This is a genomic window from Caenimonas sedimenti, from assembly GCF_007833165.1.
Taxonomy (GTDB): Bacteria; Pseudomonadota; Gammaproteobacteria; order Burkholderiales; family Burkholderiaceae_C; genus Ramlibacter; species Ramlibacter sedimenti.
Map to the genome: position 1 here is coordinate 48,375 of NZ_VOBQ01000001.1, position 25,440 is coordinate 73,814.

A 25,440-nucleotide genomic window follows, 5' to 3' on the forward strand; every position below is an offset into this window, starting at 1 on the left:
CTTGCGATTCTGTCCCCTTTCATGGATTACCTGCTGATTGCGTTCCTGACGCTGCTCAACGGGGCGTTCGCCATGTCCGAAATGGCGCTCGCTTCCAGCCGCAAGGCGCGGCTGGCCGCCATGGCGGAGGCGGGGGACGGCGGGGCCGAGGCCGCGTTGAAGCTGATGGAGCATCCGACGCAGTTCCTGTCCACCGTCCAGGTGGGCATCACCAGCATCGGCATGCTGAACGGCATCATCGGCGAGGCCGCCTTCAGCGGCCCGCTGGCCGAATGGCTGCGCGCCCAGGGCGTCCCGGCGAAGTTCTCGGAATACGGCGCCACCGCCATCGTCGTGGCCATCATCACCTACATCACCATCCTGTTCGGCGAACTGGTGCCCAAGCGCATCGGCCAGCTCTATCCGGAGCAGGTGTCGCGCTTCGCCGCACGGCCGATGCGCTGGCTGGCCAAGGCGGCCGGGCCCTTCGTCAAGCTGCTCTCCGCCTCCACCCAGGCCGTGCTCAAAGTGCTGGCGATCGACACCACCGCCACCCGCGGCATGACCGAGGAAGAGATCGCGCACAGCCTCGAAGAAGGCGTGGACGCCGGCGTCATCGAGCAGCACGAGCACCAGATGGTGCGCAACGTGTTCCACCTCGACGACCGCTCGCTGGCCTCGATGATGGTGCCGCGCTCCGACCTGCAGTGGATCGATGCGTCCATGAGCGTCGCGGCGGCGCTGCGGCGGGCTGGCGAAAGCGAGGCGCATTCCTGGTATCCGGTGTGCCGAGGCTCGCTCGACGACGTGGTCGGCCTGGTCAGCGTGTCGAAGCTGCTTTCGCTCGGCCCCGAGCACGAGGGCACGGTGGAAGCGCACGCGATCCCCGGCGTGTTCGTGCCGGAGACGCTGACCGGCATGGAGCTGCTGGAGCAGTTCCGCATCCAGGCGGCGCGCCTGGTGTTCGTGGTCGACGAATACGGCGTGGTCCAGGGGCTGATCACCCCGCACGACCTGCTGGAAGCCATCACCGGCGAGTTGCAGCCGGGCGCGAACGTGGAAGCCTGGGCCACCCAGCGCGAGGACGGGTCGTGGCTGCTCGATGGCCTGATGCCGGTGTCGGAGCTGAAGGCGCGGCTCGACATCCGTGACCTCCCCGAAGAGGAGAAAGGCCGCTATAACACCCTGGCGGGCCTGCTCATGGCGATTTCCGGGCGGTTGCCCGGCGTGGGCGAACGCATCGATTGCGCGGAGTGGCGCTTCGAGATCGTCGACCTGGACGGCAAGCGCATCGACAAGGTGCTGGCGCAGCGGGAACCACACTCGGCGGCGGCGGACGGGACGGGTTGAACAACGAGGAGCTGGGCATGTCCGACATGGTCTACTACGAGAAGCCGGTCCTGCTGGACCGCGACAAGCACCGCAAGCGCAAGGTCAAGGCCAGCAGCAGCTTCGCCTTCGCGCGCAAGGCGAACTCGCTGTACCTCGCCGGCGTCGAGTTCAACGAGGCCTGCAAGGAATACGCGATCGTCTTCACCCGCTCCGCTGCCGGCAAGACCGTGCCGGTGGTGATGCTGGGGCTGCGCGCGCGCGAGAACCTGTTCGTGAGCGACAAGGACGAGTGGACCGGCCGCTACGTGCCGGCGTTCGTGCGGCGCTACCCGTTCGTGCTGGCGGAGCTGCCCGGGCAGGCGCTGGGCGTCTGCATCGACGAGGCTTACCCGGGCATGGGCGACAAGGAGGGGGAGGCGCTGTTCGACTCGCAGGGGCAGGACACGCCGTTCCTGCGCAATGCGCTGGATTTCCTGTCGCAGTACCAGCGCGAATACCTGCGCACCGAGACTTTCTGCCAGAAGCTGGAACAGCTCGGCCTGCTGACGGAAATGAACGCGCGGGCCGACCTGGTGGACGGCCGCAGCTTCACGGTGGGCAGCCTGCTGGTGGTCGACGAGAAGAGGCTGCTGGCGCTGCCCGATTCCGCCGCGCTCGCGCTGTACCGCTCGGGCGAACTGCACCTCATCTCGATGCACCTCGTCTCGCTGTCGAACATGCAGCGGCTGGTGGACAAGATGGCCGAGCGCAAGTCGCCGCTGCAGCCACCGCCGAAGCCGGGGAAGACGGCGAAAGCCTGAATGGGCTCCCTCGCCTCAGGCCGCCACCCAGCGCACCGTCGCGATTCCCAATGCCGTGAGCGCGAGTGAACCGAGCAGGTGGGCGCCCGCCGTCGCCAGCGCCCAGCCGAAGTCCCCGCGCTCCAGCTGCATCACCACTTCCGCCGAAAAGGTGGAGAACGTCGTCAGCCCGCCCAGCAGGCCGGTGACGATGAACAGCCGCACCTGCGGCGGCCATTGCGGGTTCTGGCCCAGCCAGGCCACCGCCAGCCCGATGCAATAGCCGCCGATGAGGTTGGCGGCCAGCGTGCCCAGCGGCAGCGCCGGCAACACGCCATTGAAGCGGGTCGCCAGCGCCCAGCGCAACAAGGCGCCCAGCGATGCACCCGCACTGATCGCGGCGATCGAAGCCAGCATCGAACCCCTCCTCGCGGGCAGTTTAGCTGCAAGGTTTTCGCTGGCGTGATTCAATCCGCGCACCATGACCGACCTCAACGCATTCCCCATCACGAAGAAGTGGCCCGCGCGCCACCCCGACCGCCTGCAGGTCTATTCGCTGCCCACGCCCAACGGCGTCAAGGTCTCCATCTTTCTCGAGGAGACCGGGCTGCCGTACGAGATGCACAAGGTGGATTTCGCGACCAACGACCAGATGACGCCGGAGTTCCTGTCGCTCAACCCGAACAACAAGATCCCGGCCATCCTCGACCCTGACGGGCCCGGCGGCAAGCCGCTGGCGCTGTTCGAGTCCGGCGCCATCCTGCTGTACCTGGCCGAAAAGACGGGCAAGCTGCTGCCGGCCGACGCGGCGCGCCGCCACGAGACCATCCAGTGGCTGATGTTCCAGATGGGCGGCATCGGCCCCATGTTCGGCCAGCTCGGCTTCTTCCACAAGTTCGCGGGCAAGGAGTTCGAGGACAAGCGCCCGCGCGACCGCTATGTCGCGGAGTCCAGACGCCTGCTGGGCGTGGTCGACAAGCACCTGGCCGGCAAGGACTGGATGATGGGCGACGAATACACCATCGCCGACATCGCCAGCTTCCCCTGGATCCGCAATCTCGTCGGCTTCTACGGCGCGGGGGAGCTGGTGGAATTCAGCCAGTTCAAGAACGTGCAGCGGGTGCTGGACGCCTTCGTGGCGCGGCCCGCGGTGGAACGCGGGTTGAACATTCCACCGCGGGCGTAGCTGGGGTTCGCCTGCCGGCTCACCGTCAGCCTACGTCGGCAGCGAGACGCCGTCGAGGAAGTGCACGGGCCGCACTTCCATGCGCCAGCCCAGCTGCTCGCCGGCCGGCACCTGCGTCGTCGGGTGCAGCACGGCGACCTCGATCGCCGCTTCGATGGTCTCGGCTTCGATCATCAGGACGGCGCCGACCACTTCCTTCGCTTCGGAGAACGGCCCGTCCATGACCTTGACGGCGTTGCCGGTGCGCAGGATCTGCTTGGTGCGCTCCGCCGCCAGGCCGACGTGCATCCGCACGGCGGCCGACCCGGCGATGACCGCCATGTGCGGCTCGCACTGCTTCATGACGGCGGCCAGCTGGTCGGGGCCGAGGGCTTCCACGGCGCGCCGGTTGTAGTAGCCCAGGCAAAGAAACTTCATCTTGATCTCCGGTTCGTTGCGAAGCGAATGTGCTTCACCTGGGCGACGGGCCGCGCGAGCTGGATTCGACCGGATTGGGGTAAACCCCAGGTCGCGGGGCGCGAAGGCAGAATCTACCGCAGGAGACACAGCCATGGAAACCGCCGTCCGCCGCCAGACCCTGGCTGACATCGTCCGCCGCAGCGCCAAGCGCACGCCCCACAAGCCCGCCATCGTGTGCGGCGGCACGCAATGGACCTTCGCTGAATTCGATGCGGTCTGCGACCGCGTCGCCGCCGGGCTGGCCGCGCTGGGCGTGGCCAAGGGCAGCCGGGTCGCCGTCCTGTCGCGCAACTCGCATGCGTTCGCGGCACTGCGCTTCGCACTGGCCCGGCTGGGTGCGGTGCTGGTGCCGATCAACTTCATGCTGAAGGCCGAGGAGGTCGCCTACATCCTGCGCCACGCGCAGGCGCAGATGCTGGCCACCGATTCGGGCCTGGCGGAACTGGCCCGAGCGGCGGCGGCGCTCGAAACCGCCGTGCAGCAGTTCGTCTGGCTGCCCTCCGAAGATTCCACGGAGCCCGTTGCGGGCATGGTGTCCTTCCACACGCTGGCGGCAACGGAAGCCACCCCCCCGGAAGTGGACCTGGCGAGCGGCGACCTGCTGCAGATCGTCTACACCAGCGGCACGGAATCGAGCCCGAAGGGCGCGATGCTCACGCACGACGCGGTGCTGTGGCAATACGCCAGCTGCGCGGTGGACGCGTCCATCGCCTCCACCGACGTGCTGCTGCACGCGCTGCCGCTGTACCACTGCGCCCAGCTCGACGTCTTCCTCGGCCCGGCGCTGTACGTGGGTGCGACCAGCATCATCACGGCCAAGCCCACGCCCGACAACCTGCTGCCGCTGATGGCGCGGCATGGCATCAACTCCTTCTTCGCGCCGCCCACGGTGTGGATCGCGTTGCTGCGTTCGCCGCTGTTCGACCAGACGGACCTGCGCGCGCTGCGCAAGGGCTACTACGGCGCTTCCATCATGCCGGTGGAGGTGCTGCGCGAACTCGCTCGGCGGCTCCCCGATGTCGGGTTCTGGAACCTGTACGGCCAGACCGAGATCGCGCCGCTGGCCACCATGCTCGGCCCCGAAGACCAGTTGCGCAAGCCGGGTTCGTGCGGGCGTGCCGTGCTGAACGTCGAGACGCGGGTGGTGGACGACGCGATGAAGGATGTCGCGCCGGGCGTGGTCGGCGAGATCGTGCATCGCTCGCCGCACCTGATGCTGGGGTACTTCCACGATGACGAGCGCACCAAGGCCGCCTTCGAAGGCGGCTGGTTCCATTCCGGCGACCTGGCGACCATCGACGAGGAAGGCTTCATCACCGTCGTCGACCGCAAGAAGGACATGATCAAGACCGGCGGCGAGAACGTGGCGAGCCGCGAGGTGGAAGAGATGATCTACCGGCTGCCGGCCGTGTCGGAGGTCGCCGTGATCGGCGTGCCGCACCCGAAGTGGGTCGAGGCGGTGGTGGCCGTGATCGTGGTCAAGCAGGGCCAGGCGCTGGCAGAACCCGAAGTGCTGGCGCATTGCCAGCAGCACCTGGCCGGCTTCAAGGCGCCCAAGGGCGTGGTGTTCACCGACGCCTTGCCCAAGAATCCCAGCGGCAAACTGCTGAAGCGTTCGCTGCGGCAGCAATTCGATTCGATCTTCGCGTGATCGGAGGCCCACAAGGACAACCGCCATGGTCCCCAGTTCCAGCATCCTCGGAGCGAGCCGCGTGCCGCGCTGAGGCGCCGCGGCCCAGCGCGATGCAGGCGGATCACGGATTGCGGCAGCAGATCGAGGCGCGCCTGCGTGCGTTTCCCTGGCAGGCCGCGGACGCCGGGCCGCATCAGCGCGCCGCAGTGGCGATCACCGTCGTGGAGGAGGGCTTCGGTGCCGGCGTGAACGGCCTGCCGGTCCCGTCGGCCTGGAGCGTGGAGGCGGCGCTGCTCCTCACCCGCCGGTCCGCCGCCCTGCGCAACCACGCGGGGCAATGGGCCTTGCCCGGCGGCCGGATGGATGGCAACGAAACCGTGGAACAGGCCGCCTTGCGCGAGCTGGCGGAGGAGGTCGGGTTGGAACTGCCACCCTCCGCCGTGCTCGGCCGGCTCGACGACTACGCCAGCCGCTCGGGCTTCGTGATCTCTCCGGTGGTGGTGTGGGCTGGCGAGGCCCGGGCCCTGACGGCGTGCGATGCGGAAGTCGCGAGCATCCACCGCATCCCGGTCGGGGAGTTCATGCGCGCCGACGCGCCATTGCTGGACCCTGGCGACGATGCGCAGCGGCCGATCCTGCGCATGCCGGTTGGCGACCACTGGATCGCCGCACCCACCGGGGCCGTGCTCTACCAGTTTCGAGAAGTCTGTATCGGCGCGCGCGCAACCCGGGTGGCGCATTTCGACCAGCCGATGTTCGCGCGGCGCTAGGGGGCGCGCACGCCGCGGCCGTTCTGGTTGGCGCACACTCGGTGAGGCACGAAGACGAGGGACAGCCCCGCCTCCGGAACCTGGAACTCCACTGCCCCGGCGGCACCCGCATGAAGGTTCTGGCGAGTGAATTGCAGGCGCTTCGACTGCAGGTAGGCCGAAAACTCATCGGGCGTCTGGATGCCGGGCAAATCCTGGAGCTTGCGCTTGAGGGACGAGATCGGGGCGCACTCTCCGTGGCGGCCGAAAAGACTCCACGCATCAGCATTGGCGTTTGCGCAGAGGAGCGTGGCGGAAACCGCCAGGAGAGCCTTCCAATGGACTGGCATGTCAGACCTTGTCGGTGCGCCGGGGTTGTTCGCTCAGCTTACCCCAGCCCCAGCCCCCCAAGGTACGCATCCACCACCTTGCCGCCGACCCCCTCGAGATCGAAAGCCGCCGGGTCCAGCAGCCAGTTCTGGATCAAGCCGTCGGCCAACGCCTGCAAGCCCTGTGCCGCCGCCGCGGCAGGCATCGCAAGCTTCACCCCGCGCACCTGGGCGCTCTTCAGCAGCGCGGCGCGGAACTGCAGCACCCAGGCCTGGCGCACCTGCAAGTGACGCGCGCGCACCGCGCAGAGGCTGTCCACGTATTCGACCTTGTGCGTGGCCACCTCGAAGGCCCGGCGCGTCAGTGGGTCGTGCACGGTCTTCCCGAATGCCAGCCGGATGGCCGCCCGGAGCGCCGGCAGAGGGTCGCCGGCCGTGGCATCGGCCAGCTGGGCTTGCGCTTCCTGCAGAGGCAACGTCACCCGGTCCATCATCGCGTTGAACAGGTCGGCCTTGTCCTTGAAGTGCCAGTAGATGGCGCCGCGCGTGGTCCCCGCCGCCACGGCGATGTCGTTCAGCGACGTGCCGGCCACGCCCTGGGCCTGGAACACGCGCTCGGCGGCGTCCAGCAGGGCGCTGCGAGTCGCGAGGGCTTCCTCTTTGGTGCGTCGGGCCATTCAGCAATCGGCGTATACATTCAACATTGAATGTATATACTAGCCGGTTTCCCGAATGCTGTCCCTCCGCAGAAGGCAACCCATGGCTGTTCGCTTGCCACGCATCCTCCCTGTTTTCCTCGTGCTCGCTGCCGGCATCGGCCTGACCGCCTGCGGCAAGGGCAGCAGTACCCCGGCAGCAGGCGCCGCCGCGCCGCCGCCGCCCGAAGTGGGCGTCGTCACGGTGGCCACGGGCGAGGTCGGCGTCACCACCGAACTGCCCGGCCGGCTGGAAGCATCGCGCGTGGCCCAGGTGCGCGCGCGTGCCGCCGGCATCGTGCAGGAGCGGCTGTTCCGCGAGGGCTCCGACGTGAAGGCGGGCCAGCCGCTGTTCCGCATCGATCCGGCGCCCTACGCCGCCGCGCAAGCCGCCGCGCGGGCCACGCTGGCGCGCGCCGAGGCCAACCTGGGCCTGGCCACAGCCACCGCGGAGCGCTACAAGCCGCTGGTCGAAGCCAACGCCATCAGCAAGCAGGAATACGCCAACGCGGTCGCCGCGCAGAAGCAGGCGGAGGCCGAAGTGGCTGCCGGCCGCGCGGCCGTGCAGACGGCGGGCATCAACCTCAGCTATGCGTCGGTCACCGCCCCGATCTCCGGGCGCATCGGCCGCGCCCTGGTGACCAAAGGCGCGCTGGTCGGGCAGGGCGAGGCCACGCCGCTGGCGATCGTGCAGCAGATCCATCCGCTCTACGTCAACTTCACGCAGTCCGCCTCCGAGGCGCTGGCGCTGCGCCGCGCCATGGCCGAAGGGCGCCTGAAGCGCGCCACGGGCGGCGGCGAGGCCGCGCAGGTGCGCGTGCTGCTGGAGGACGGCAGCGAATACCCGCAGCCGGGCAAGCTGCTGTTCTCCGATCTCACGGTCGACCCGAGCAGCGGCCAGGTGACGCTGCGCGCCGAGGTGCCCAACGTCAACGGCGTGCTGCTGCCCGGCCTCTACGTGCGGGTTCGGCTCGAAGTCGCCAAGGCCAGCAACGCGGTGCTGCTGCCGCAGCAGGCCGTGTCGCGCACCAGCACCGGCGACACGGTGATGGTGGTCGGCGCCGACGGCAAGGTCGCGCCGCGCCCGGTCAAGCTGGGTGGCAACCAGGGCACGCAATGGGTGGTGCTCGAAGGATTGAAAGCCGGTGAGCAGGTGATGGTGGACGGCTTCCAGAAGCTGCGGCCCAACGCGCCGGTGAAGCCGGTGCCGTGGTCGGCTTCGGGTGCTGCCAGGCCGGCCTCCGCGCCGGCCTCGGCGGCCAAGTCGTAGGGACCGCGGCACATGGCCAAGTTCTTCATCGACCGCCCCATCTTCGCGTGGGTGATCGCACTGTTCATCATCGTGATGGGCAGCGTCGCGATCACGCAATTGCCGATCTCCCAGTACCCGCCGGTGGCGCCGCCCGCCATCGTGGTCTCCGCGAACTACCCGGGCGCTTCCGCCAAGACGCTGGAGGAAAGCGTCATCAGCGTGATCGAGCAGGAGATGAACGGGTCACCCGGCCTCATCTACATGGAGTCGGTCACGCAGGCCAACGGCAGCGGGCAGATCACGCTGAGCTTCCAGCCGGGCACCAATCCGGACCTCGCGCAGGTCGACGTGCAGAACCGGCTGTCCCGCGCCTCCCCGCGCCTGCCGTCGGCGGTGACGCAGCAGGGCGTGCGGGTCGAGAAATCGCGCTCCAACTTCCTGCTGTTCACCATCCTCTCGTCCGACGATCCGGCGATGACGCCGGTGCGGCTGGGCGACTATGCCTCCCGCGCCGTGCTGCCGGAAATCCAGCGCATCCCCGGCGTCGGCCAGGCGCAGCTGTTCGGGACCGAACACGCCATGCGCATCTGGATCGACCCGGCCAAGCTGGTGAGCTTCAACATGGCCGCGGCGGAAGTGACGGCGGCCATCCGTGCGCAGAACGCCCAAGTGTCTTCCGGCTCGATTGGCGAGCTGCCGAACATCTCCGGGCAGGGCATCGCAGCCACCGTGGTGGTCAGCGGCCAGCTCAACTCGGTCGAACAGTTCGGCAACATCGTGTTGCGCGCCAACGCCGACGGCTCGGCGGTGCGCCTCAAGGACGTCGCCCGCATCGAATTGGGCGCACAGAACTACGCCACTTCGGCGCGCCTGAACGGCAAGCCCTCCACCGGCATCGGCGTGCAGCTCTCGCCCACCGGCAACGCGCTCGCCACCGCCGACGCCATCAAGAAGCGCATGGGCGAGCTGGCGGCGTTCTTCCCGAGCGGCACCAAGTGGGACATCCCGTACGACAGCTCACGCTTCATCCGCATCTCGATCACGCAGGTGGTGGTGACGCTGCTGGAAGCCGTGGCGCTGGTGTTCCTGGTGATGTTCCTGTTCCTGCAGAACTGGCGCTACACCATCATCCCGACGCTGGTGGTGCCGATCGCGCTGCTGGGCACCTTCGCCACGCTGCTGGCACTGGGCTTCTCGATCAACGTGCTGACCATGTTCGGCATGGTGCTGGTGATCGGCATCGTGGTGGACGACGCGATCGTGGTGGTGGAGAACGTCGAACGCATCATGAGCGAGGAGGGCCTGGAGCCGCGCGCGGCAACGCGCAAGGCGATGGGGCAGATCCAGGGCGCGATCATCGGTGTGACGGTGGTGCTGGTGTCCGTGTTCGTGCCGCTCGCCTTTTTCGCAGGGTCCACCGGCAACATCTACCGGCAGTTCGCGGCGGTGATGGTCGCGTCCATCGGCTTCTCGGCCTTCATGGCGCTGTCGCTCACGCCCGCGCTGTGCGCGACCCTGCTCAAGCCCGTGGAAGCGGGGCACCACCACGAGAAGCGCGGCTTCTACGGCTGGTTCAACCGGCTGTTCGCGCGCACGGCCAAGGGCTATGAGGGCCTCGTCGCGCGCATCCTCAAGAAGGCGGCGCGCTATCTCGTCATCTACGGCGCCATCATCGGCGTGGTGGCCCTGCTCTACACGCGGTTGCCCACCTCGTTCCTGCCGGCGGAAGACCAGGGCAACATGCTGGTCAACGTGCAGTTGCCGCCGGGCGCGACGCAGCAGCGCACCAGTGCGGTGATGACGCAGGTGGAAGAGTTCATCCTGAAGCAGCCCGAAGTGCAGAGCATGGTCAGCGTGCTGGGCTTCTCGTTCTCCGGGCAGGGGCAGAACGCGGCACTGGCTTTCACCACACTGAAGGACTGGGACTTGCGCCCCGAGCCCAGCCAGTCGGCGCAGGCGCTGGCTGGCCGGGCGTTCGGCGGCCTCTCGGGCATCCGGGATGCCTTCATCTTCCCGCTGAGCCCGCCGCCGATTCCGGAGCTGGGCACGGCGTCCGGCATCACCTTCCGCCTGCAGGACCGGGGCGGCGCCGGGCACCAGGCTTTGACGGCGGCCCGCAACCAGTTGCTGGGCCTGGCCGCGCAGAGCAAGGTGCTCACCCAGGTCCGGCCGGACGGCCTGGAGGATGCGTCGCAGTTGCAGCTGGACATCGACCGCGACAAGGCCAGTGCCCTGGGCGTTTCCTTCGACGCGATCAATGCGGCACTGTCGACCGCGCTGGGTTCCAGCTACGTCAACGACTTCCCGAATCGCGGGCGCCTGCAGCGCGTGATCGTGCAGGCCGATGCGCCCGCGCGCATGCAGCCCGACGACCTGCTGGAGCTGAACGCCATCAGTGCCACCGGGAAGGCCGTGCCCCTGTCGGCCTTCGCCACCACCCGCTGGATCACGGGCCCGATGCAGACCGTGCGCTACAACGGCTACCCGGCGATGCGGATCTCCGGCGCGCCCGCGCCGGGCTACAGCACCGGCGCCGCGATGGCGGAGATGGAGCGCCTGGCCGCGCAACTGCCCCAAGGCTTCGGCTATGAGTGGACGGGCCAGTCGCGTGAAGAGAAGCTCGCCGGCGCGCAGGCCATGATCCTCTATGGCTTCGCCATCCTGGCGGTGTTCCTCTGCCTGGCGGCGTTGTACGAGAGCTGGTCGATCCCGCTCGCGGTGATCCTGGTCGTGCCGCTGGGCGTGCTGGGGGTGCTCGTCGCGACCTGGTTGCGCGGCTACTCGAACGACGTGTACTTCCAGGTCGGGCTGATCACGATCATCGGCATCTCGGCCAAGAACGCCATCCTGATCATCGAGTTCGCGAAGGACCTGCAGGCGCAGGGCAAGGGCGTGATCGAGGCGGCGCTGGCCGCGGCGCACCTGCGCTTCCGCCCGATCGTGATGACCTCTCTGGCGTTCGGCCTCGGCGTGCTGCCGCTGGCACTGGCCACCGGCGCCGGCTCCGCCAGCCAGCGCGCCATCGGCACCGGCGTGCTGGGCGGCATGCTGACGGGGACGGCACTGGCGGTGTTCTTCGTGCCGGTGTTCTTCGTGGTCGTGCGCGGCTTTTTCAAGGACAGCGAGCGTCAGCGCAAGCTCTATGCGCACGAGATGGAGCCGGAGCTGCCCAAGGGCGCGACGGCGGGAGACCAGGTATGAAGTTCCAGGTGAAACGCATCGCCGCGGTGGCCGCGCTGCTGGCGCTGGCCGCATGCTCGCAGATGCCCAAGTACGATCGTCCCGCCGCGCCGGTCGCCGGCGCGTTCCCGCATCCGGGCGCGGCGGCAGGCACTGCCGCCGCGGATCTGGAGTGGCAGAACTTCTTCGGCGACCCGCAGCTGCGCGCGCTGATCACCCGGGCCCTGCGCGCCAACCGCGACCTGCGCGTGGCCGTGCTCAACATCGAGCAGGCGCGCGCCCAGTACGACATTCGCCGGGCGGACCAGCTCCCGACGGTGGGCGTGACTGCCAGCGGATCCCGCGCGCCCAACGCCAGCGGCGGCACGACGCAAAGCTACACCGTGGGCATCGCTTTCTCGGCCTGGGAGCTCGACCTCTTCGGCCGCATCGCCAGCCTGAGCGAGGCGGCCCTGGCGCAATTCCTCGCGACCGAAGAGGGGCGCAAGGCCGTGCAGGTGAGTCTGGTCGCCAACATCGGCAACACCTGGCTGAACCTGGTGGCCGACGAGGCGCAGCTCGCGTTGACGCGCCAGACGCTGCAGACGCGGGACGAATCGCTGCGGCTCACGCGCATGCGCTTCGAAGCCGGTGCCTCGTCGGAGCTGGACTTCCGCCAGGCGCAGTCGCTCGCGGAAACGGCGCGGGTGGCACTCGCACAGCAACAGCGGCAGCGCGCGCTCGACCTGAATGCGCTCACCTTGCTGGTCGGCGAGCCGCTGCCGCCGGACCTGCGCACCGATGCCGACATCGCCGCGGTCCGCCTGCCGGACCTGCCCGCGGGGACGCCTTCCGAAGCGCTGCTGCGCCGGCCGGATGTGCGGCAGGCCGAGCAGCAGCTGATGGCTGCCAACGCCAACATCGGCGCGGCGCGCGCGGCGTTCTTCCCGCGCATCTCGCTGACCGCCGGCCTCGGCACCGTCAGCAGTGAGCTGGAGGGACTTTTCAAGAGCGGCTCCTGGGGCGTGACCGTGGCGCCCAGCCTGCTGGCGCCGATCTTCGACGCGGGCCGCAATCGAGCGGGGCTCGCCTCGGCCGAAGCGGGACGCGACATCGCCATCGCGCAGTACGAACGCTCGATCCAGTCGGCCTTCCGCGACGTGTCCGACGCGCTGGCCGGCCGCGCGTACTACGGCGACCAGCTGCAGTCGCAGCGCAACGTGGTCGACGCGGAATCGGCACGCTATCGGCTGTCGGAGCTGCGCTATCGCAACGGTGTCGCGAACTATCTCGAGCTGCTGGATGCGCAGCGTTCGCTCTTCACGGCGCAGCAGTCGCTGATCCAGGCACAGCTGGCCACGCTGCAAAACCAGGTGACGCTGTACCGCGCGCTCGGAGGCGGGTGGACGGCGCCTTGACATGAGGGCGCGGCCCCAATGAAAGAAGCCCCTTGCGGGGCTTCTTCGTTTCTTGCCGGTGTGCGCTCAAAAGAGCAGCATGAAAGCGATGATCACGATCAGCGGCACACCGAGCAGCCAGGCGATGACGGGCATGGGGTTCTCCTTGGGTTGTTGATCCCACAGTAGATCGATGGCCGTTGCCGAGGTGCCGGACGGTGGCTGGAGCCTGGGTGAGCTGTTGCCTACAGTGGAAGAGCCGGCCCGGCCGGCCGAGGTTAGGATTCGCGCTTCGGATTCCCCATGCCGCGCATCCAACCCACCCGTTTCGTCTTCCAGCCGGTCCAGCTGGTGCGCCCCTGCGAGATCGTCGCCTTCCGGATTTCCGAAGCGGTGCGAGCGGGCGACGTGCGCGTCGGTGAAAGGCTGCCTTCCGAACAGAATCTCTCCGAACAGCTCGGCGTGAGCCGGCCCACCTTGCGCGAGGCGATCAAGCTGCTGGCGCAGGCGGGCATCGTGCGCGTGCTGCCGGGCTCGTCGGGCGGCATCTTCGTCACCAGCGAGGCCATCCCGCCGGAGCTGTGCGGCCTGCCTCTGCCGGAACTGCCCATGCAGGACATCGCGGGCGTCATGGAGGCGCGGCGGCTGATCGAGCCGCACGTCGCGCGCTTAGCCGCGGCCTACGCCACACCGGCGGATTTCGAGAGCATGCGAGACGCCGTGCGCCTGAGCGAGCAGACCGACCTGCGCTACCGCAAGCGCCGCATCACCGAGGAAGGCGTGCAGCTGATGACCATCGCCAGCACCCGTTTCAACATCGCCGTCGCGCGGGCCACGCAGAACAGCGTGCTCGTGCAGATGATGGAGATCCTGGTGCGGCGCATGGAGCCGGTGCGCATGCTGGCGGTGCGGGAGCTGCCGGACGTCACGCTGTCGACACGGACCCTGGCCAGCTCGCTGGCCGCCATCGAGAGCGGCGACCCCGAGCTGATCGATCGCGCCACCACCGAGCGCATCGGCCTGCTGGAGGCGGCCTGGGAGCGCGCCACCGGGCAGCGCCTGCGCCGCCGGCCGGTGCTGCAGCGGCTGGCGGGCGCGGACCCGGCACTCGCCGCGTCGGTGGCCGCACCCCGCAGGAAGCCGGCGGTTCGCAAGCGCGCCTGACGCCTGAGAGGGGGCCCGATTTCGCTTGACAGTGCGGGGGCCGGCGCCAACAATCGCCGGCAGATCGGTATAAAAACATACTGAATTCGGTTTGATCCGGACAACAAGGAAACCGCGCCCGTGTTGCAGCTCGACCAGGTGGTTCGCACGTTCGGCGCCCTGCGCGCCGTCGACGGCGTCAGCCTGCAGGTGGCGGCGGGTTCCATCACCGGACTGATCGGGCCCAACGGCGCAGGCAAGACCACGCTGTTCAACACCATCGCGGGCAGCGCCCGCCCCGACGCCGGCGAGATCCGCCTGCGCGGCGAGCGGATCGACGGCCTGCGGGCCGACCAGGTGTTCCATCGCGGCCTGGGCCGCACCTTCCAGATCCCGCGGCCGCTGGCCACCCTGACCGTCACCGAAAACATGTTGCTGGCGCCGACGGGCCAGAGCGGCGAGAAGTTCTGGAACAGCTGGCTGGCGCGCGGCCGGCTGCGGGCGCAGGACGCCGCCCACCTGGCCAAGGCGCGCGAACTGCTGGACTTCGTCGGGCTCTCGGCCCTGGCCGAGCAGAAGGCCGGCGTGCTTTCCGGAGGCCAGCAGAAGCTGCTGGAGCTGGCGCGCATCCTGATGGTGGATCCTGCGCTGATCCTGCTGGACGAACCGGCCGCCGGTGTCAATCCGGTGCTGCTGGAAAGCCTGGTGGCGCGCATCCAGGACCTGCACCGGCGCGGCGTCACCTTCCTGCTGATCGAGCACAACATGGACATGGTGATGCAGCTGTGCAACCCCGTGGTCGTGATGGCGCAGGGGCGGGTGGTGATGCAGGGAACGCCGCAGGAAGTGCGGGCGGATGCGCGGGTGATCGATGCGTATCTTGGGGATGCTCCATGAGCCTGCTGGAGGCGCGCAACGTCGTGGCGGGCTACGTTCCGGGCCTCCCGATCGTTCACGGCGTCAGCGTCGATGTCGACCTGGGCCAGGTCGTCGTCGTCCTGGGCCCCAACGGCGCCGGCAAATCCACCCTCGTGAAGGCGCTCGCCGGTGTCGTGTCCACTTTCGCCGGCCATGTGATGCTTGAAGGCCGCGACATCACGAGCACGCCGGCCCACAAGCTCAGCGCGGCGGGCGTGGGCTACGTGCCGCAGAACGCGAACGTCTTCACCACGCTCAGCGTGGAGGACAACCTGCGCGCCGGCGGCTACCTGCTCAAGCAAGACCTGAGACAACGGGTCGACCATGCGTTCGCCCGCTTCCCGGATCTGGAGAAGCATCGCAAGCAACCGGGCCGTGCGCTGTCGGGCGGCCAGCGCCAGATGCTCGCCATTGCGCGTGCCTTGATGACGTCGCCTCGGCTGCTGCTGCTCGACGAGCCCAGCGCGGGCTTGTCACCGCTGATGGTGAACGAGGTGTTCGCCCAGGTCCGCCGCATCGCCGACAGCGGCGTGGCCGTGCTGATGGTGGAGCAGAACGTGCGCGCCGGCCTGCGGATCGCCGACCGCGGCGTCGTGCTGGTGAACGGCCTGGTGGCGCGCGCCGGCACGGCCGCCGACCTGGCCGCCGACCAAACGCTGGCCCACGCGTACCTCGGCAAGCTGGCGGGCGAGAGCGCTGCCGCCACGGAAGGCCGCGCATGATCGCCCAGGCCATCGCCGACGGATTCCTGAACGGCGCCATCGTCGCGCTCGGCGCCATCGGCGTGACGTTCAGCCTGGCCATCCTGCGCTTCGCCAACTTCTCGCATGGCGACCTGCTGGCGGTCGGCGCCTATGCGGCGCTGTTCCTGCTGCTGTCCATCGGTGCGCCCAAGGTGCCGCTGGGTCCGTTCTCCTTCGGCGCGGGCATGGGGGTGGCGTTGCTGGCCGGCATGATCATCGCCATCGCCGTTTCGCTCTTGCTCGATCGGCTGGTCTATCAAAGGCTGCGGCGGCGCGGTGCCGATCCGCTGACCCTGGTCTTCGCCTCCTTCGGCCTGGCGCTCGTGCTGCGCAGCGTGCTGCACCTGCTCTTTGGCCCCGACCCGTTCAACTACAGCAACGAGATCCAGATGGCGCTGCTGCTGCCTGGCAACGTGCGGGTGCTGCCGGACCAGGTGCTGGTGTTCGTGGTCACGCTCGTCGTGCTGGGGGCGCTCGCCTGGTTCCTGCAACGCACGCGCTACGGCGTCGCCATGCGGTCGGTGGCGGAGAACCCGATGCTGGCGAGCGTCGCCGGCATCGACCCGGTGGCGATCGTGCGCCTGACCTGGATCGTTTCGACAGCGCTCGCGGCGCTGGCCGGCGTGTTCTACGGCATGACGGTGCAGGTGCGCCCGGAGATGGGACTGAACCTGCTGCTGCCGCTGTTCACCGCCGCCATCCTCGGCGGCGTGGGCAGCGTCACGGGCGCCGTCGTGGGCGCGCTGGCGATCAGCCTGGCGGAGAGCCTGCTCACGCTGGTGATGCCGACGAGCTACCGGCCGCTGGTGCCCTTCGTGTTGCTGCTGCTAGTGCTCTACTTCCGCCCGGCGGGCCTGTTCGCGGCGAAGCACTGAGCCACCGATGACCAGCTACCTTTTCTTCTTCATCACCGTCGCCGCGATCTTCGCGATCGCGACGCTGGGGCTGAACCTGCAATGGGGCGTCTCCGGCCAGTTCAACGCGGGCGTGGTCGGTTTCGTGGCCGTGGGCGGCTACACGCTGGCCGTTCTCACGATGCCGGCCAGCCAGCAACTGCTGGTGAAGCTGAACCTGCCCTTCGCGCTGGGTGTTGTCGGAGCGCTGGTCGTGACGGCGCTCGTTGCGCTGCTGGTCGGCCTGGCCACGCTCAAGCTGCGGACCGACTACTTGGCCATCACCACCTTCGGCATCGCCTCGTCGATCCAGGTGATCGTGAACAACCTCGACCCGCTCACGGGCGGCTCGCGCGGCCTGGTGGGCATCCCCCGGCCCTTCGATGCGCTCGGCCAGCCGAACTACACCATCGCCTGGATGGTGATGGTGCTGGTGCTGCTGGCCATCGTCTACTTCGGCCTGCAGGCATTGCTGCATTCGCCCTGGGGCCGTGTGCAGCGCGCCCTGCGGGAGGACGAGGAAGTCTGCGCCGCCCTCGGCAAGAACGTGGTCCGCTTCCGCATGGAGGCGTTCGTGCTCGGGGCCGTGCTGATGGGCTTGTCGGGGGCGCTCTATGCCGGGTTTGTCGGGACGACGAGCCCCTCGGAGTTTCTACCGATCATGACCTTCCAGATCTGGGCCATGCTGATCGTCGGGGGCAGCGGCAGCAACCTGGGCGCGATCGTCGGCAGCTTCGTCATCTGGGGCGTGTGGACCTTCTCCGGCGCCGCCATCGTGAGCGTGCTGCCGGCCAAGCTGCAGGCGCAGGGCGGGGCCGTGCAGGCCATCCTGGTCGGGCTGATCCTGGTGTTGACTTTGTTGCTTCGCCCCCGCGGGATCATGGGAGCGAAGCAGGGCGGTTGAGTGTTCGAACTTTTTATCCTTGAAGGAGAGCGGATCATGAAGAACGTGAAGACAGCGGTAGGTGGCGCGATGTTGCTGGCGGCTGCGGCCTGGTCCGCGCCCGCCCTGGCGCAGGGGAGCTGCGCCGAACCGGTGAAGCTGGGCGGCGTGCTCGCGCTCACGGGTGCGCAAGGCACGATCGGCAAGGTGATCGCCGATGCCGGCAAGCTGGCCGTCGACCAGGTCAACAAGGCGGGCGGCGTCAAGGGCTGCCAGGTCGAGTTCGTGGTGCGTGACGACACCAGCCAACCCTCGGTGGGCCTCGACGCGGCGCGCTACCTGGTCGATGTCTCCAAGGTCCAGGCCATCGTGGGCCTGGTGGGCAGCGGCACGGCGCTGCAGGTCGTGAACTCGGTCTCCGTGCCGAACAAGATCCCCACGGTGGCCTGCTGCGCGGTCACGCCGGCGTTGACCAGGATGGCGGAAGAGGGCAAGACAGGCGGCTACTTCTTCCGCACCATCCCGACGGCGCGCTCGATGGCGCTCGCGCATGCGCAGGCGGCGATGGACAAGGGCTACAAGAACACCGTCATCATGTACATCAACAACGACTTCGGCAACGGCACGGCGCCGGACGCGAAGACGGCGTTGGAGAAGCTGGGCGGCAAGGTCGCCGGTGTCGTGCCCTACGCGGAGAACCAGCCTTCCTACCGCGCGGAAGTGCAGAAGGCGCTGGCGCTCAACCCCGATTCGCTGATCCTGATCGGCCTGTCCGCCGACGGCACCACCATCCTGCGCGACTGGTTCTCGCTGGGCGGCACGCAGAACGTCATCCTGCACAACACCATGCGTTCGCCCGACGTGATCAAGAACGTCGGTGAACGCTTCCTGGGCAAGGCGGTCGGCGTCGACAACGGCCAGGCCTCCGGGCCATCGGCCGATGCTTTCAACAAGGACTTCCAGGAGGCGTACGGCCGCCCGGCGGTCGGGCCCGGCCTGCACACCATGTACGACGCCACGGCCATCACGCTGCTGGCGATGCAGGCGGCGGCCAAGCTCGACGGCGTGTCGATCCGTGACGCGCTGCGCGCGGTGCAGGATCCGACCGGTGTCGAAGTGCAGGCCGGCGTCGAAGGCCTGAAGAAGGGCCTGGATGCGCTCAAGGCCGGACGCAAGATCCGCTATGTCGGCGCGACCGGCGCCTTCCGCTTCGACCGCAACGGCGACGTCACCGGCCCGATGCTGACCTGGAAGCTGAACGGCAGCGAGATCGTGACCGAGAAGGTCATCTCGCTCGAGCAGATGAACGCGCTCGGCACGAAGGCCGGTTTCTGATCGGGCAAGCCATGGCCATCGAAACCATCACCCTGGCGCCCGGCTACACGGTGTCGCGGGTGGCCAAGGGCAACTGGCAACTGGCCGCCAAGCACGGCAAGCCCTACGCGCAGGACGACGCGGTGGAGGACATGCGCCGCTTCGTCGAAGCGGGCATCAACGCTTTCGATTGCGCGGATCACTACGTCGGCGTCGAGGACACCATCGGCGCGTTCCGCCGCAAGTACCCCGGGCTGGGGCGGCAGCTGCGGGTCTCGACCAAGTACACCCCGGACCAGGACCTGATCCCGCGCCTGACCCGCGCGGACGTCGGGAAGGCGGTCGACACCTCCCTGGAGCGGCTGGGCGTGGAGCAGCTGGACCTGGTGCAATTCCACTGGTGGGACTACGACGTGCCCGGCTGTGCGCAAGCCATGCTGTGGCTGCAGGAGTTCCAGCGCGCCGGCAAGATCGCCCACCTCGGCACGACCAATTTCAACGTGCCCAGGCTGCGCGAGATCCTGGACGCGGGCGTGAAGCTGCTCTCCAACCAGCTGCAGTACTCCGTGCTCGACCACCGGCCCGAGAACGGCATGGTCGACCTGTGCCAGGCTCACGGCATCCACCTGCTTTGCTATGGCACGGTTGCGGGGGGCTTCCTCTCCGACAAATGGCTGGGCCAGCCGGAACCGCAAGGCGAATACCCGAACCGGTCGCTGGTCAAGTACCGGCTGATCATCGAGGACTTCGGCGGCTGGGAGGCGTACCAGGCGATGCTGCGCACGCTGGACGGGATCGCACGCAAGCACGGCACCAGCATTGCGGCCGTCGCGGCGCGCTATGTGCTGGACAAGCCACAGGCATCGGTGGCGCTCGTGGGAGCGCGCGACGCGTCGCACCTTGACCAGAACCTGGCGATCTTCCGCACCCATCTCGATGACGACGACCGCCGGCAGATCGCGGCCCTGGTCGCGCAGGCGCCCGGGCCCCAGGGCGACTGCTACGACGCCGAGCGCGTCAAGGGCGGTGCGCACGCCGGCATCATGCACACCAACCAGAACACGCGCGGCGCGCCGGCGCACATCGACATGACGCCGCCGCTGGCCACCGCGAGGAGATGACATGAGCGACGACAAGCGCAACGACGAGTTCGTGCTCTACGACCTGCGGGTCGAGGTGCTGGAGACGCCCGGCAAACCCTTCGTCAGCCACGTCAAGGCCGGCGACTGGTTCGAGGTGATCGGCGGGCGGCTGATCTTCCCGCCCGACCGGCCCTCGTTTTCGCTCTACGCGATGATGGCGGTGCTGCCCTTCATCCCCGCCAAGCAGCGGCCCACCCATCCCAACGACTGGATGACCACCGACTCCGAGATTGCCTGCCTCGACCCGGCTTGCGGCGCGAAATTCCGCATCACCCGGCTGGAGAAACGGACATTGCACCACGGGGATTTCTCGGCCTTGCCGCTGCCCTGAAGCCCCGCGGCCATGGCGCAGCAACGCAAGGCCGGCTTCTGCACGCTGTGCCGTTCGCGTTGCGGCGCGTGGTACGTCACCGAAGGTGACCGGCTGGTCGGCGTCGAGCCGTTCCCGGAACATCCCACGGGGCAGGCCTTGTGCCCCAAGGGGAGAGCCGCGCCAGAGCTGGTCTACCACGCGCAGCGCTTGCGCAGACCGCTCAAGCGCACGCGGCCGAAGACGGACGAGGACCCGGGCTGGGTCGAGGTGGCGTGGGACGAAGCGATGGCGGACATCGCGTGGCGGCTGAACCAGATCAAGGCAGAGAGCGGGGCCGAGGCAGTCGCCTTCTCCAGCGCATCGCCCGGCGCCACGCCGATCTCTGACAGCCTCGAATGGATCGAGCGTCTGATCTTTGCTTTCGGCAGCCCGAACTTCATCACCGGCGTCGAGATCTGCAACTGGTACCGCGACGTCTCGCACCAGTTCACGACCGGCAGCGCGCTGGGCATGCCGGACTACGCCCATTCGGACCTGATCGTCTTGTGGGGATTCAATCCCGCGAATGCCTGGCTGGCGCAGGCCAATGGCATCAGCGCGGCCCGCGCGCGGGGCGCGCGCTTGCTCGTGATCGACCCCGCGCCGACGCGGTACGCGAGGGGTGCGGACTGGTGGCTGCAGGTGAAGCCCGGTACCGACGCGGCACTCGCGCTCGGATTGGCCCGCTGCTTGATCGAGCGGGGGCGCTTCGACGAAGGCTTCGTGCGCCGCTGGAGCAATGCGCCGCTGCTGGTGCGCGACGACACGGGGGAGTTCCTTCGCTCCGGCGGCTGCTTCATGGCGTGGAACACGCGATCGACGCAGGTGGTGGAAGTCGACACGCGCGTGGCGATGGCGCCCGAGCTCGCCGCCGGCCTGGCCTTGCGCGGCAGCTTCGAAGTGGATGGCGTGCGATGCCGGCCCGCCTTCGATCACTACGCTGAGGCTTGCGCCCCCTACACGCCGCAGCGAGTGGAGGAACTCACCGGTATCGCCGCCGCGCATGTCGAGGCTGCCGCCGCAGCGATCGCCGGCGCGGCCAGCACGAGCTACTTCTGCTGGACCGGCATCGCGCAGCATGTCAACGCGACGCAGGCGGATCGCGCCATCGCGCTGCTGTTCGCGCTGACGGGCGGCATCGACACGCCCGGCGGCAATCTCGAGTTGGCGCGGCAAGGCGTGAACAAGGCCAGCGACCGCTCGCTGATGCCGCCGGGCCAATGCGAACTGGCGCTCGGTCTGAAGGAGCGGCCCCTGGGTCCAGCGGCGCACGGCTGGGCGCTGGGGCGCGACGTCTATCGCGCGATCGTCGACGCGCAGCCGTATCGAATCCGCGCGCTGTTCGGCTTCGGCGCCAACGTGCTGCTCTCGCAGGCCGACACGCCGCTCGATCCGCGCGTTGCAGTCGCTGGAATTCCAGGTGCACTGCGACCTGTTCGAAACGCCGACTGCCCGCTATGCCGACTACCTGCTGCCGGTGAACACGCCGTGGGAGCGCGAGGGCCTGCGGATCGGCTTCGAGATCAACGCTCCGGCGGAAGACCTCATCCAGCTACGCCAGCAGATCATTCCGCAGGCGGCGGATGACTTCGCGCGCTCCGACCTGCAGATCGTGTTCGACCTGGCGGTGCAGCTGGGCCTCGCGCGCCATTTCTTCGACGGGGACATCGAAGCGGCATGGAACCACCAGCTGGCGCCCATCGGTTTGACGGTGGACGAATTGCGCAGGCACCCCGAGGGTATCCGGCGTCCCGTGCAACAGAGGCCTCGCAAGTACCAGGACCAGACCGAAGGGGGCGTCCGCGGCTTCGCCACGCCGACCCGTCGCATCGAGTTCTATTCGGAGCGGCTGCACCTTCACGGCTATCCGGCCGTGCCGCGGGAGATCGAGCCGCGCCGGTCCGTCGCGCTGGACGACGCGGAGCTGGAGCGCTTCCCACTCACGCTCACCTGCGCCAAGAGCGGCTACTTCTGCCACTCGCAGCACCACGCGCTGGCGTCCTTGCGCCGGCGCCTGCCGGAGCCGCTGGCGCACCTGCACCCCACGCTGGCGGCGGCTCGCGGCATCGCGCCGGGCGACTGGTTCCGCATCGCCACGCGCACGGGCAGCGTGCGCTTCCGCGCGAGCATCGACCAGGCGGTGCAGCCCGACGTGGTGATGGCGAGCTACGGCTGGTGGCAGGCCTGCGATGACCTGGGCCTGCCGGCGGTGGCGATCACGGGCGCGGACAGCAGCCACTACAACGGGCTGGTCGGCGCGGAGCAACTGGATGAAGTCGCGGGGTCCATCGCGCTGCGGGCGTTTCCCTGCGAGATTTCACGCGAAGCCGGCACGCAAGGCCAGGGCTGGCAAGGGTTCAAGGCATTTCGCGCGCAGCGCGTGACCGTTGTGCCAGGCGAGCACCCACCCGAGGTCGTGGAACTGGCGTTGACCGCGGAAGACGGCAGTGTGCTGCCGGACTTTCATCCGGGCCAGTACGTACCCTTGGCTTTGGAACTGCCCGGCGTGCCGGGACGGTTGGAACGCAGCTATTCGCTGATCGGGCCGGCACGCTTGGAGGGCCGCACGGAATACCGCATCGCGGTCAAGCGCGCGAGTGGTTCCGCGGGCGTGTCCCAAGCACTGCACGAGATCGGAGACGAGTGCAGGGTCTGGTTGCAAAGCCCGCGCGGCCAGTTCCTGCTGCCGCGCGCCGGGCGCGCTCCGGTGGTCCTGGTGGCGGCGGGCATCGGCATCACGCCATTTCTCGGTTTGCTGGAGACGCTGGCCGCCGAGGCGCCACCAGAGGTGCCGCCCATCACGCTCTACCACTGCAACCGCGACGCCGCCAGCCGCGCGTTCGCACCACGCATCGCCGAACTGGCACCGCGCATTCCCGGCATGCAGGTGATCGACGTGTACAGCCGCACCGCGGGCCGCCTCACGGCCGCGGCGATGGCGCAGCACCTGATCGACGCGCACGCGCGGTTCTATCTCTGTGGCCCGGACGCGATGTTGCGCAGCCTGACAGAGGGCCTGGTGGCGCGGGGCGTGCACCGCTTCGCCATTTTCCGCGAGAGCTTCCAGGGCGTGGCGTACGTCGGCCCGGCGGACGAAGGAACGTTCCGCGTGCGTTTCGAACGCAGCGGCCGCGAACTCACCTGGACTGGCGCGTCCGGCACCCTGCTGCAATTGGGCCTGGACCAGGGCCTGGAGTTGCCCAGCGGCTGCCGCGTCGGCCAGTGCGAAAGCTGCCTGCTGCGCGTGCGGTCTGGCCGCGTGCGGCACCTGGCCGAGGTGGACCTTGCGGAAGAGGGCACTTGTCTCGGCTGCCTCGCCATCCCTTGCAGCGACGTGGTGCTCGATGCCTGACCGTCGCTTCGCCCTCATCGGAGCTGGCCGCATCGCGCTGCCGGTGATCGAAGCATGGCGCGCGGGGGAGCTTCCCGGCTGGCAGCTGGAGGCGGTGCTCACGCGGCAGCCGCGGCAAATCGAGGGCGTGCGCTCGACGACGGACGCCGCCGCGTTCTTCTCGGGCGTCTACGCCCTGATCGTCGACACGGCGGGCCCAGCGGCGTTCGCCCTGCATGCCTGCAATGCGCTCGCCAGGGCCGATGTCTGGACGGTCAGCGCCGTGGCGCTGGCCGATCCGCAACTGCTCGCGAAGGTCGAAGAGACCGCGCAGCGCACCAGCCACCGGCTGCGCCTGCTGCACGGCGCGACGGCTGGCCTCGACGGCGTCGCAGCGGCTTGCGTCGATCCCGAAGCGGTGCTGCACCTGCAGATCGACCTGCCGCCGGGCGGAGGCCCTCCAGGTGTCATCTTCAGCGGCACGGTGCGAGAAGCCGCGCGGCGCTTCCCCAACAGCGTGAACGTCGCCGTCACGCTGGCGTTCGCGGGCGCCGGGCTGGACCAGACCCGCGTCGAAGTGTCGCACCCCGACCCGGCGATGCCCTACCGGCTGGCGCTGCGCGTCACCAGCCGCTACGGAACTTGCCAGGTGGAGACCTTCCCGAAGGTCGGCCCCGGCATCCATCCCGTCGCCGCCAGCATCATCGCGGCCCTGCGCAATGCGCAGGCGCCGGTGTGGACGTAGGCGCCGTTGTCTTCGCGATTGCGCGCCTGTACGATGGAGGTCCCATCCAGTCGAACGCAGGGGGTCGGACGATGGCGCTTCGTTTGACCTCGCACCTCTATGCCCGGGTCGGCGCCAGCTTCGTCGGCTTCTTCGGCGGCGGGACGGTTTTCACACTGCTCTTCTTCGGCAAGACGGACTCGCCGATCTACCTGGTGCCGTTCTGGTTCTTCGGCCTGATCCTAGGCGGCACTTACCTCGCGCAGCTCGCGTTCAGTCTTGCGTTTCCCGCGGCCTGCCCCGAATGCCGCGCTGCCGCCGCTCGACCGACCCTGCGCAAGCCGACCCTCTATGTCTGCCGCTCGTGCGGCGCCGCCACCGACTCGGCGCGGGCGATGATGATCAGGCAGCTGGCGATGCTGCGACTCGGAACCCAGCAGGACGAGGGCGAATCCTTCCTGGCCTGGGTGTTCGTGTTCGTCGGCATCGGCACCCTCGCGCTCGGCATCTGGCTCGCGCAGGACGAGATTCACCTGGCGCGCAACGGCACGTCCACCGAGGCCATTGTCTTGCGCGTGGAGCAGAAGTCTTCGCGCGACCAGAAAGGCAAACCCGAAACGAGACACACCGCAGTCGTTCAGTACCACGTCGACGAAGTGCGGTACACGCTCACCCGCGGTTGGTCGGTGCCGGACACCGGAGGTTGCATGTGGCCCTGCTACCACCAGGGCGAACCGCTGAAGGTGATCTACCTGCCCGGCGCGCCGGGCCGGGCCAAGATTCACTCTCCGGCCGAACTGTTCGGCGTGGCCGGGATGTTCAGCGGGGCCGGTCTCCTGTTTGCCGGCATCGGCGTGCTGATCATCCGCCACCAGCGCCAGCGCCCGCCGCAGCGCGAATCCTGGAAGGAGATGCGTGACCTCATCGCCGAAATCAGGCCACCGGCCGCTGGCGCATCGCGCGGCTCCGCACGGACCCCGCGCGACGACAAGTAGGCGCCCTTCTCGCGTCAGAATCGGCGCCGGCCCCGATCCCATGAGACGCGCAA

The 25,440-nt window shown here is 68.7% G+C and carries 24 protein-coding genes; 20 read left to right on the forward strand and 4 right to left on the reverse strand.

Features of this window, described 5'->3' with window-relative positions:
- Positions 1 to 21: 21 nt before the first annotated feature.
- Both FN976_RS00290 and FN976_RS00295 read left to right on the forward strand, forming a co-directional pair.
- Positions 22 to 1,329: a hemolysin family protein gene (locus tag FN976_RS00290; protein WP_145889792.1), complete on the forward strand. Its 1,308-nt coding sequence runs from the start codon at positions 22 to 24 to the stop codon at positions 1,327 to 1,329.
- A 17-nt stretch (positions 1,330 to 1,346) separates the two neighbouring features.
- Positions 1,347 to 2,111 carry a SapC family protein gene (locus tag FN976_RS00295; RefSeq protein WP_145889794.1) on the forward strand — a complete coding sequence of 255 codons (765 nt, stop codon included), beginning with the start codon at positions 1,347 to 1,349 and terminating at the stop codon, positions 2,109 to 2,111.
- Positions 2,112 to 2,126: 15 nt separating this feature from the next.
- Here FN976_RS00295 and crcB read toward each other — a convergent pair whose 3' ends face one another.
- Complete coding sequence (crcB, locus tag FN976_RS00300) at positions 2,127 to 2,507, reverse strand: fluoride efflux transporter CrcB (RefSeq protein WP_145889796.1); 381 nt, start codon at positions 2,505 to 2,507, stop codon at positions 2,127 to 2,129.
- A gap of 64 nt (positions 2,508 to 2,571) precedes the next feature.
- Between crcB and FN976_RS00305 the strand changes: the two genes are divergently transcribed.
- Positions 2,572 to 3,276, forward strand: a complete 705-nt coding sequence (locus FN976_RS00305; RefSeq protein WP_145889798.1) for a glutathione binding-like protein — start codon at positions 2,572 to 2,574, stop codon at positions 3,274 to 3,276.
- Between the two features lie 30 nt (positions 3,277 to 3,306).
- Here FN976_RS00305 and FN976_RS29730 read toward each other — a convergent pair whose 3' ends face one another.
- Entirely contained in the window at positions 3,307 to 3,906 is a 600-nt protein-coding gene (locus FN976_RS29730) for a YciI family protein (protein ID WP_145889800.1), read from the reverse strand.
- Between FN976_RS29730 and FN976_RS00315 the strand changes: the two genes are divergently transcribed.
- A complete protein-coding gene (locus FN976_RS00315; RefSeq protein WP_145889802.1) occupies positions 3,827 to 5,386 on the forward strand; it encodes a fatty acyl-CoA synthetase in 1,560 nt (519 codons plus the stop codon). The genes FN976_RS29730 and FN976_RS00315 overlap by 80 nt on opposite strands.
- A 92-nt stretch (positions 5,387 to 5,478) precedes the next feature.
- On the forward strand, positions 5,479 to 6,138 hold the full coding sequence (locus FN976_RS00320; protein WP_145889804.1) for an NUDIX hydrolase: 660 nt from the start codon (positions 5,479 to 5,481) through the stop codon (positions 6,136 to 6,138).
- On the opposite strand, the gene FN976_RS00325 is transcribed toward FN976_RS00320, so the two are convergent.
- Both FN976_RS00325 and FN976_RS00330 read right to left on the reverse strand, forming a co-directional pair.
- Complete coding sequence (locus tag FN976_RS00325) at positions 6,135 to 6,467, reverse strand: hypothetical protein (protein WP_145889806.1); 333 nt, start codon at positions 6,465 to 6,467, stop codon at positions 6,135 to 6,137. The genes FN976_RS00320 and FN976_RS00325 overlap by 4 nt on opposite strands.
- A 38-nt stretch (positions 6,468 to 6,505) precedes the next feature.
- Entirely contained in the window at positions 6,506 to 7,123 is a 618-nt protein-coding gene (locus FN976_RS00330; protein WP_145889808.1) for a TetR family transcriptional regulator, read from the reverse strand.
- A gap of 82 nt (positions 7,124 to 7,205) precedes the next feature.
- Between FN976_RS00330 and FN976_RS00335 the strand changes: the two genes are divergently transcribed.
- The 15 genes from FN976_RS00335 to FN976_RS00400 all read left to right on the forward strand — a co-directional run bounded on the left by FN976_RS00335 (position 7,206) and on the right by FN976_RS00400 (position 25,387).
- The gene (locus tag FN976_RS00335) at positions 7,206 to 8,411 is read left to right on the forward strand and encodes an efflux RND transporter periplasmic adaptor subunit (RefSeq protein WP_145889810.1); all 1,206 of its coding nucleotides are present in this window, start codon (positions 7,206 to 7,208) and stop codon (positions 8,409 to 8,411) included.
- Between the two features lie 12 nt (positions 8,412 to 8,423).
- On the forward strand, positions 8,424 to 11,594 hold the full coding sequence (locus FN976_RS00340) for an efflux RND transporter permease subunit (RefSeq protein WP_145889812.1): 3,171 nt from the start codon (positions 8,424 to 8,426) through the stop codon (positions 11,592 to 11,594).
- On the forward strand, positions 11,591 to 12,970 hold the full coding sequence (locus tag FN976_RS00345; protein ID WP_284699193.1) for an efflux transporter outer membrane subunit: 1,380 nt from the start codon (positions 11,591 to 11,593) through the stop codon (positions 12,968 to 12,970). The genes FN976_RS00340 and FN976_RS00345 overlap by 4 nt, the downstream gene beginning before the upstream one ends.
- A gap of 282 nt (positions 12,971 to 13,252) precedes the next feature.
- A complete protein-coding gene (locus FN976_RS00350; protein ID WP_145889814.1) occupies positions 13,253 to 14,113 on the forward strand; it encodes a FadR/GntR family transcriptional regulator in 861 nt (286 codons plus the stop codon).
- Positions 14,114 to 14,233: 120 nt separating this feature from the next.
- The gene (locus tag FN976_RS00355) at positions 14,234 to 14,989 is read left to right on the forward strand and encodes an ABC transporter ATP-binding protein (protein ID WP_255440013.1); all 756 of its coding nucleotides are present in this window, start codon (positions 14,234 to 14,236) and stop codon (positions 14,987 to 14,989) included.
- On the forward strand, positions 14,986 to 15,732 hold the full coding sequence (locus FN976_RS00360) for an ABC transporter ATP-binding protein (RefSeq protein WP_145889818.1): 747 nt from the start codon (positions 14,986 to 14,988) through the stop codon (positions 15,730 to 15,732). The genes FN976_RS00355 and FN976_RS00360 overlap by 4 nt, the downstream gene beginning before the upstream one ends.
- Positions 15,729 to 16,628, forward strand: a complete 900-nt coding sequence (locus tag FN976_RS00365; protein WP_145889820.1) for a branched-chain amino acid ABC transporter permease — start codon at positions 15,729 to 15,731, stop codon at positions 16,626 to 16,628. The genes FN976_RS00360 and FN976_RS00365 overlap by 4 nt, the downstream gene beginning before the upstream one ends.
- A 7-nt stretch (positions 16,629 to 16,635) precedes the next feature.
- The gene (locus tag FN976_RS00370) at positions 16,636 to 17,550 is read left to right on the forward strand and encodes a branched-chain amino acid ABC transporter permease (protein WP_145889822.1); all 915 of its coding nucleotides are present in this window, start codon (positions 16,636 to 16,638) and stop codon (positions 17,548 to 17,550) included.
- Positions 17,551 to 17,586: 36 nt separating this feature from the next.
- On the forward strand, positions 17,587 to 18,864 hold the full coding sequence (locus FN976_RS00375; RefSeq protein WP_145889824.1) for an ABC transporter substrate-binding protein: 1,278 nt from the start codon (positions 17,587 to 17,589) through the stop codon (positions 18,862 to 18,864).
- 11 nt (positions 18,865 to 18,875) lie between these two features.
- Positions 18,876 to 19,964, forward strand: coding sequence for an aldo/keto reductase (locus FN976_RS00380; protein WP_145889826.1), 1,089 nt, complete (start codon positions 18,876 to 18,878; stop codon positions 19,962 to 19,964).
- A gap of 1 nt (position 19,965) precedes the next feature.
- Entirely contained in the window at positions 19,966 to 20,316 is a 351-nt protein-coding gene (locus FN976_RS00385; RefSeq protein ID WP_145889828.1) for a TIGR04076 family protein, read from the forward strand.
- A gap of 12 nt (positions 20,317 to 20,328) precedes the next feature.
- Positions 20,329 to 21,924: a molybdopterin-dependent oxidoreductase gene (locus FN976_RS29315; RefSeq protein WP_255440014.1), complete on the forward strand. Its 1,596-nt coding sequence runs from the start codon at positions 20,329 to 20,331 to the stop codon at positions 21,922 to 21,924.
- A gap of 286 nt (positions 21,925 to 22,210) precedes the next feature.
- Positions 22,211 to 23,689, forward strand: a complete 1,479-nt coding sequence (locus FN976_RS29320; RefSeq protein ID WP_255440021.1) for a molybdopterin dinucleotide binding domain-containing protein — start codon at positions 22,211 to 22,213, stop codon at positions 23,687 to 23,689.
- Positions 23,682 to 24,413 (forward strand): aspartate dehydrogenase domain-containing protein, encoded by a 732-nt coding sequence (locus FN976_RS00395; protein ID WP_145889830.1) that lies wholly within the window; start codon positions 23,682 to 23,684, stop codon positions 24,411 to 24,413. Before FN976_RS29320 ends, FN976_RS00395 begins: the two co-directional genes overlap by 8 nt.
- Positions 24,414 to 24,484: 71 nt before the next feature.
- Complete coding sequence (locus FN976_RS00400; RefSeq protein ID WP_145889832.1) at positions 24,485 to 25,387, forward strand: DUF3592 domain-containing protein; 903 nt, start codon at positions 24,485 to 24,487, stop codon at positions 25,385 to 25,387.
- Positions 25,388 to 25,440: the final 53 nt, after the last annotated feature.

What these genes read in the sequence shown, in the direction of transcription:
- FN976_RS00290 (WP_145889792.1), top strand. Translation starts at nt 22, where the DNA reads ATGGATTACCTGCTGATTGCGTTCCTGACGCTGCTCAACGGGGCGTTC.
- FN976_RS00295 (WP_145889794.1), top strand. Translation starts at nt 1,347, where the DNA reads ATGTCCGACATGGTCTACTACGAGAAGCCGGTCCTGCTGGACCGCGAC.
- crcB (WP_145889796.1), bottom strand. Translation starts at nt 2,507, where the DNA reads ATGCTGGCTTCGATCGCCGCGATCAGTGCGGGTGCATCGCTGGGCGCC.
- FN976_RS00305 (WP_145889798.1), top strand. Translation starts at nt 2,572, where the DNA reads ATGACCGACCTCAACGCATTCCCCATCACGAAGAAGTGGCCCGCGCGC.
- FN976_RS00315 (WP_145889802.1), top strand. Translation starts at nt 3,827, where the DNA reads ATGGAAACCGCCGTCCGCCGCCAGACCCTGGCTGACATCGTCCGCCGC.
- FN976_RS29730 (WP_145889800.1), bottom strand. Translation starts at nt 3,906, where the DNA reads ATGGCGGGCTTGTGGGGCGTGCGCTTGGCGCTGCGGCGGACGATGTCA.
- FN976_RS00320 (WP_145889804.1), top strand. Translation starts at nt 5,479, where the DNA reads ATGCAGGCGGATCACGGATTGCGGCAGCAGATCGAGGCGCGCCTGCGT.
- FN976_RS00325 (WP_145889806.1), bottom strand. Translation starts at nt 6,467, where the DNA reads ATGCCAGTCCATTGGAAGGCTCTCCTGGCGGTTTCCGCCACGCTCCTC.
- FN976_RS00330 (WP_145889808.1), bottom strand. Translation starts at nt 7,123, where the DNA reads ATGGCCCGACGCACCAAAGAGGAAGCCCTCGCGACTCGCAGCGCCCTG.
- FN976_RS00335 (WP_145889810.1), top strand. Translation starts at nt 7,206, where the DNA reads ATGGCTGTTCGCTTGCCACGCATCCTCCCTGTTTTCCTCGTGCTCGCT.
- FN976_RS00340 (WP_145889812.1), top strand. Translation starts at nt 8,424, where the DNA reads ATGGCCAAGTTCTTCATCGACCGCCCCATCTTCGCGTGGGTGATCGCA.
- FN976_RS00345 (WP_284699193.1), top strand. Translation starts at nt 11,591, where the DNA reads ATGAAGTTCCAGGTGAAACGCATCGCCGCGGTGGCCGCGCTGCTGGCG.
- FN976_RS00350 (WP_145889814.1), top strand. Translation starts at nt 13,253, where the DNA reads ATGCCGCGCATCCAACCCACCCGTTTCGTCTTCCAGCCGGTCCAGCTG.
- FN976_RS00360 (WP_145889818.1), top strand. Translation starts at nt 14,986, where the DNA reads ATGAGCCTGCTGGAGGCGCGCAACGTCGTGGCGGGCTACGTTCCGGGC.
- FN976_RS00365 (WP_145889820.1), top strand. Translation starts at nt 15,729, where the DNA reads ATGATCGCCCAGGCCATCGCCGACGGATTCCTGAACGGCGCCATCGTC.
- FN976_RS00370 (WP_145889822.1), top strand. Translation starts at nt 16,636, where the DNA reads ATGACCAGCTACCTTTTCTTCTTCATCACCGTCGCCGCGATCTTCGCG.
- FN976_RS00375 (WP_145889824.1), top strand. Translation starts at nt 17,587, where the DNA reads ATGAAGAACGTGAAGACAGCGGTAGGTGGCGCGATGTTGCTGGCGGCT.
- FN976_RS00380 (WP_145889826.1), top strand. Translation starts at nt 18,876, where the DNA reads ATGGCCATCGAAACCATCACCCTGGCGCCCGGCTACACGGTGTCGCGG.
- FN976_RS00385 (WP_145889828.1), top strand. Translation starts at nt 19,966, where the DNA reads ATGAGCGACGACAAGCGCAACGACGAGTTCGTGCTCTACGACCTGCGG.
- FN976_RS29315 (WP_255440014.1), top strand. Translation starts at nt 20,329, where the DNA reads ATGGCGCAGCAACGCAAGGCCGGCTTCTGCACGCTGTGCCGTTCGCGT.
- FN976_RS00395 (WP_145889830.1), top strand. Translation starts at nt 23,682, where the DNA reads ATGCCTGACCGTCGCTTCGCCCTCATCGGAGCTGGCCGCATCGCGCTG.
- FN976_RS00400 (WP_145889832.1), top strand. Translation starts at nt 24,485, where the DNA reads ATGGCGCTTCGTTTGACCTCGCACCTCTATGCCCGGGTCGGCGCCAGC.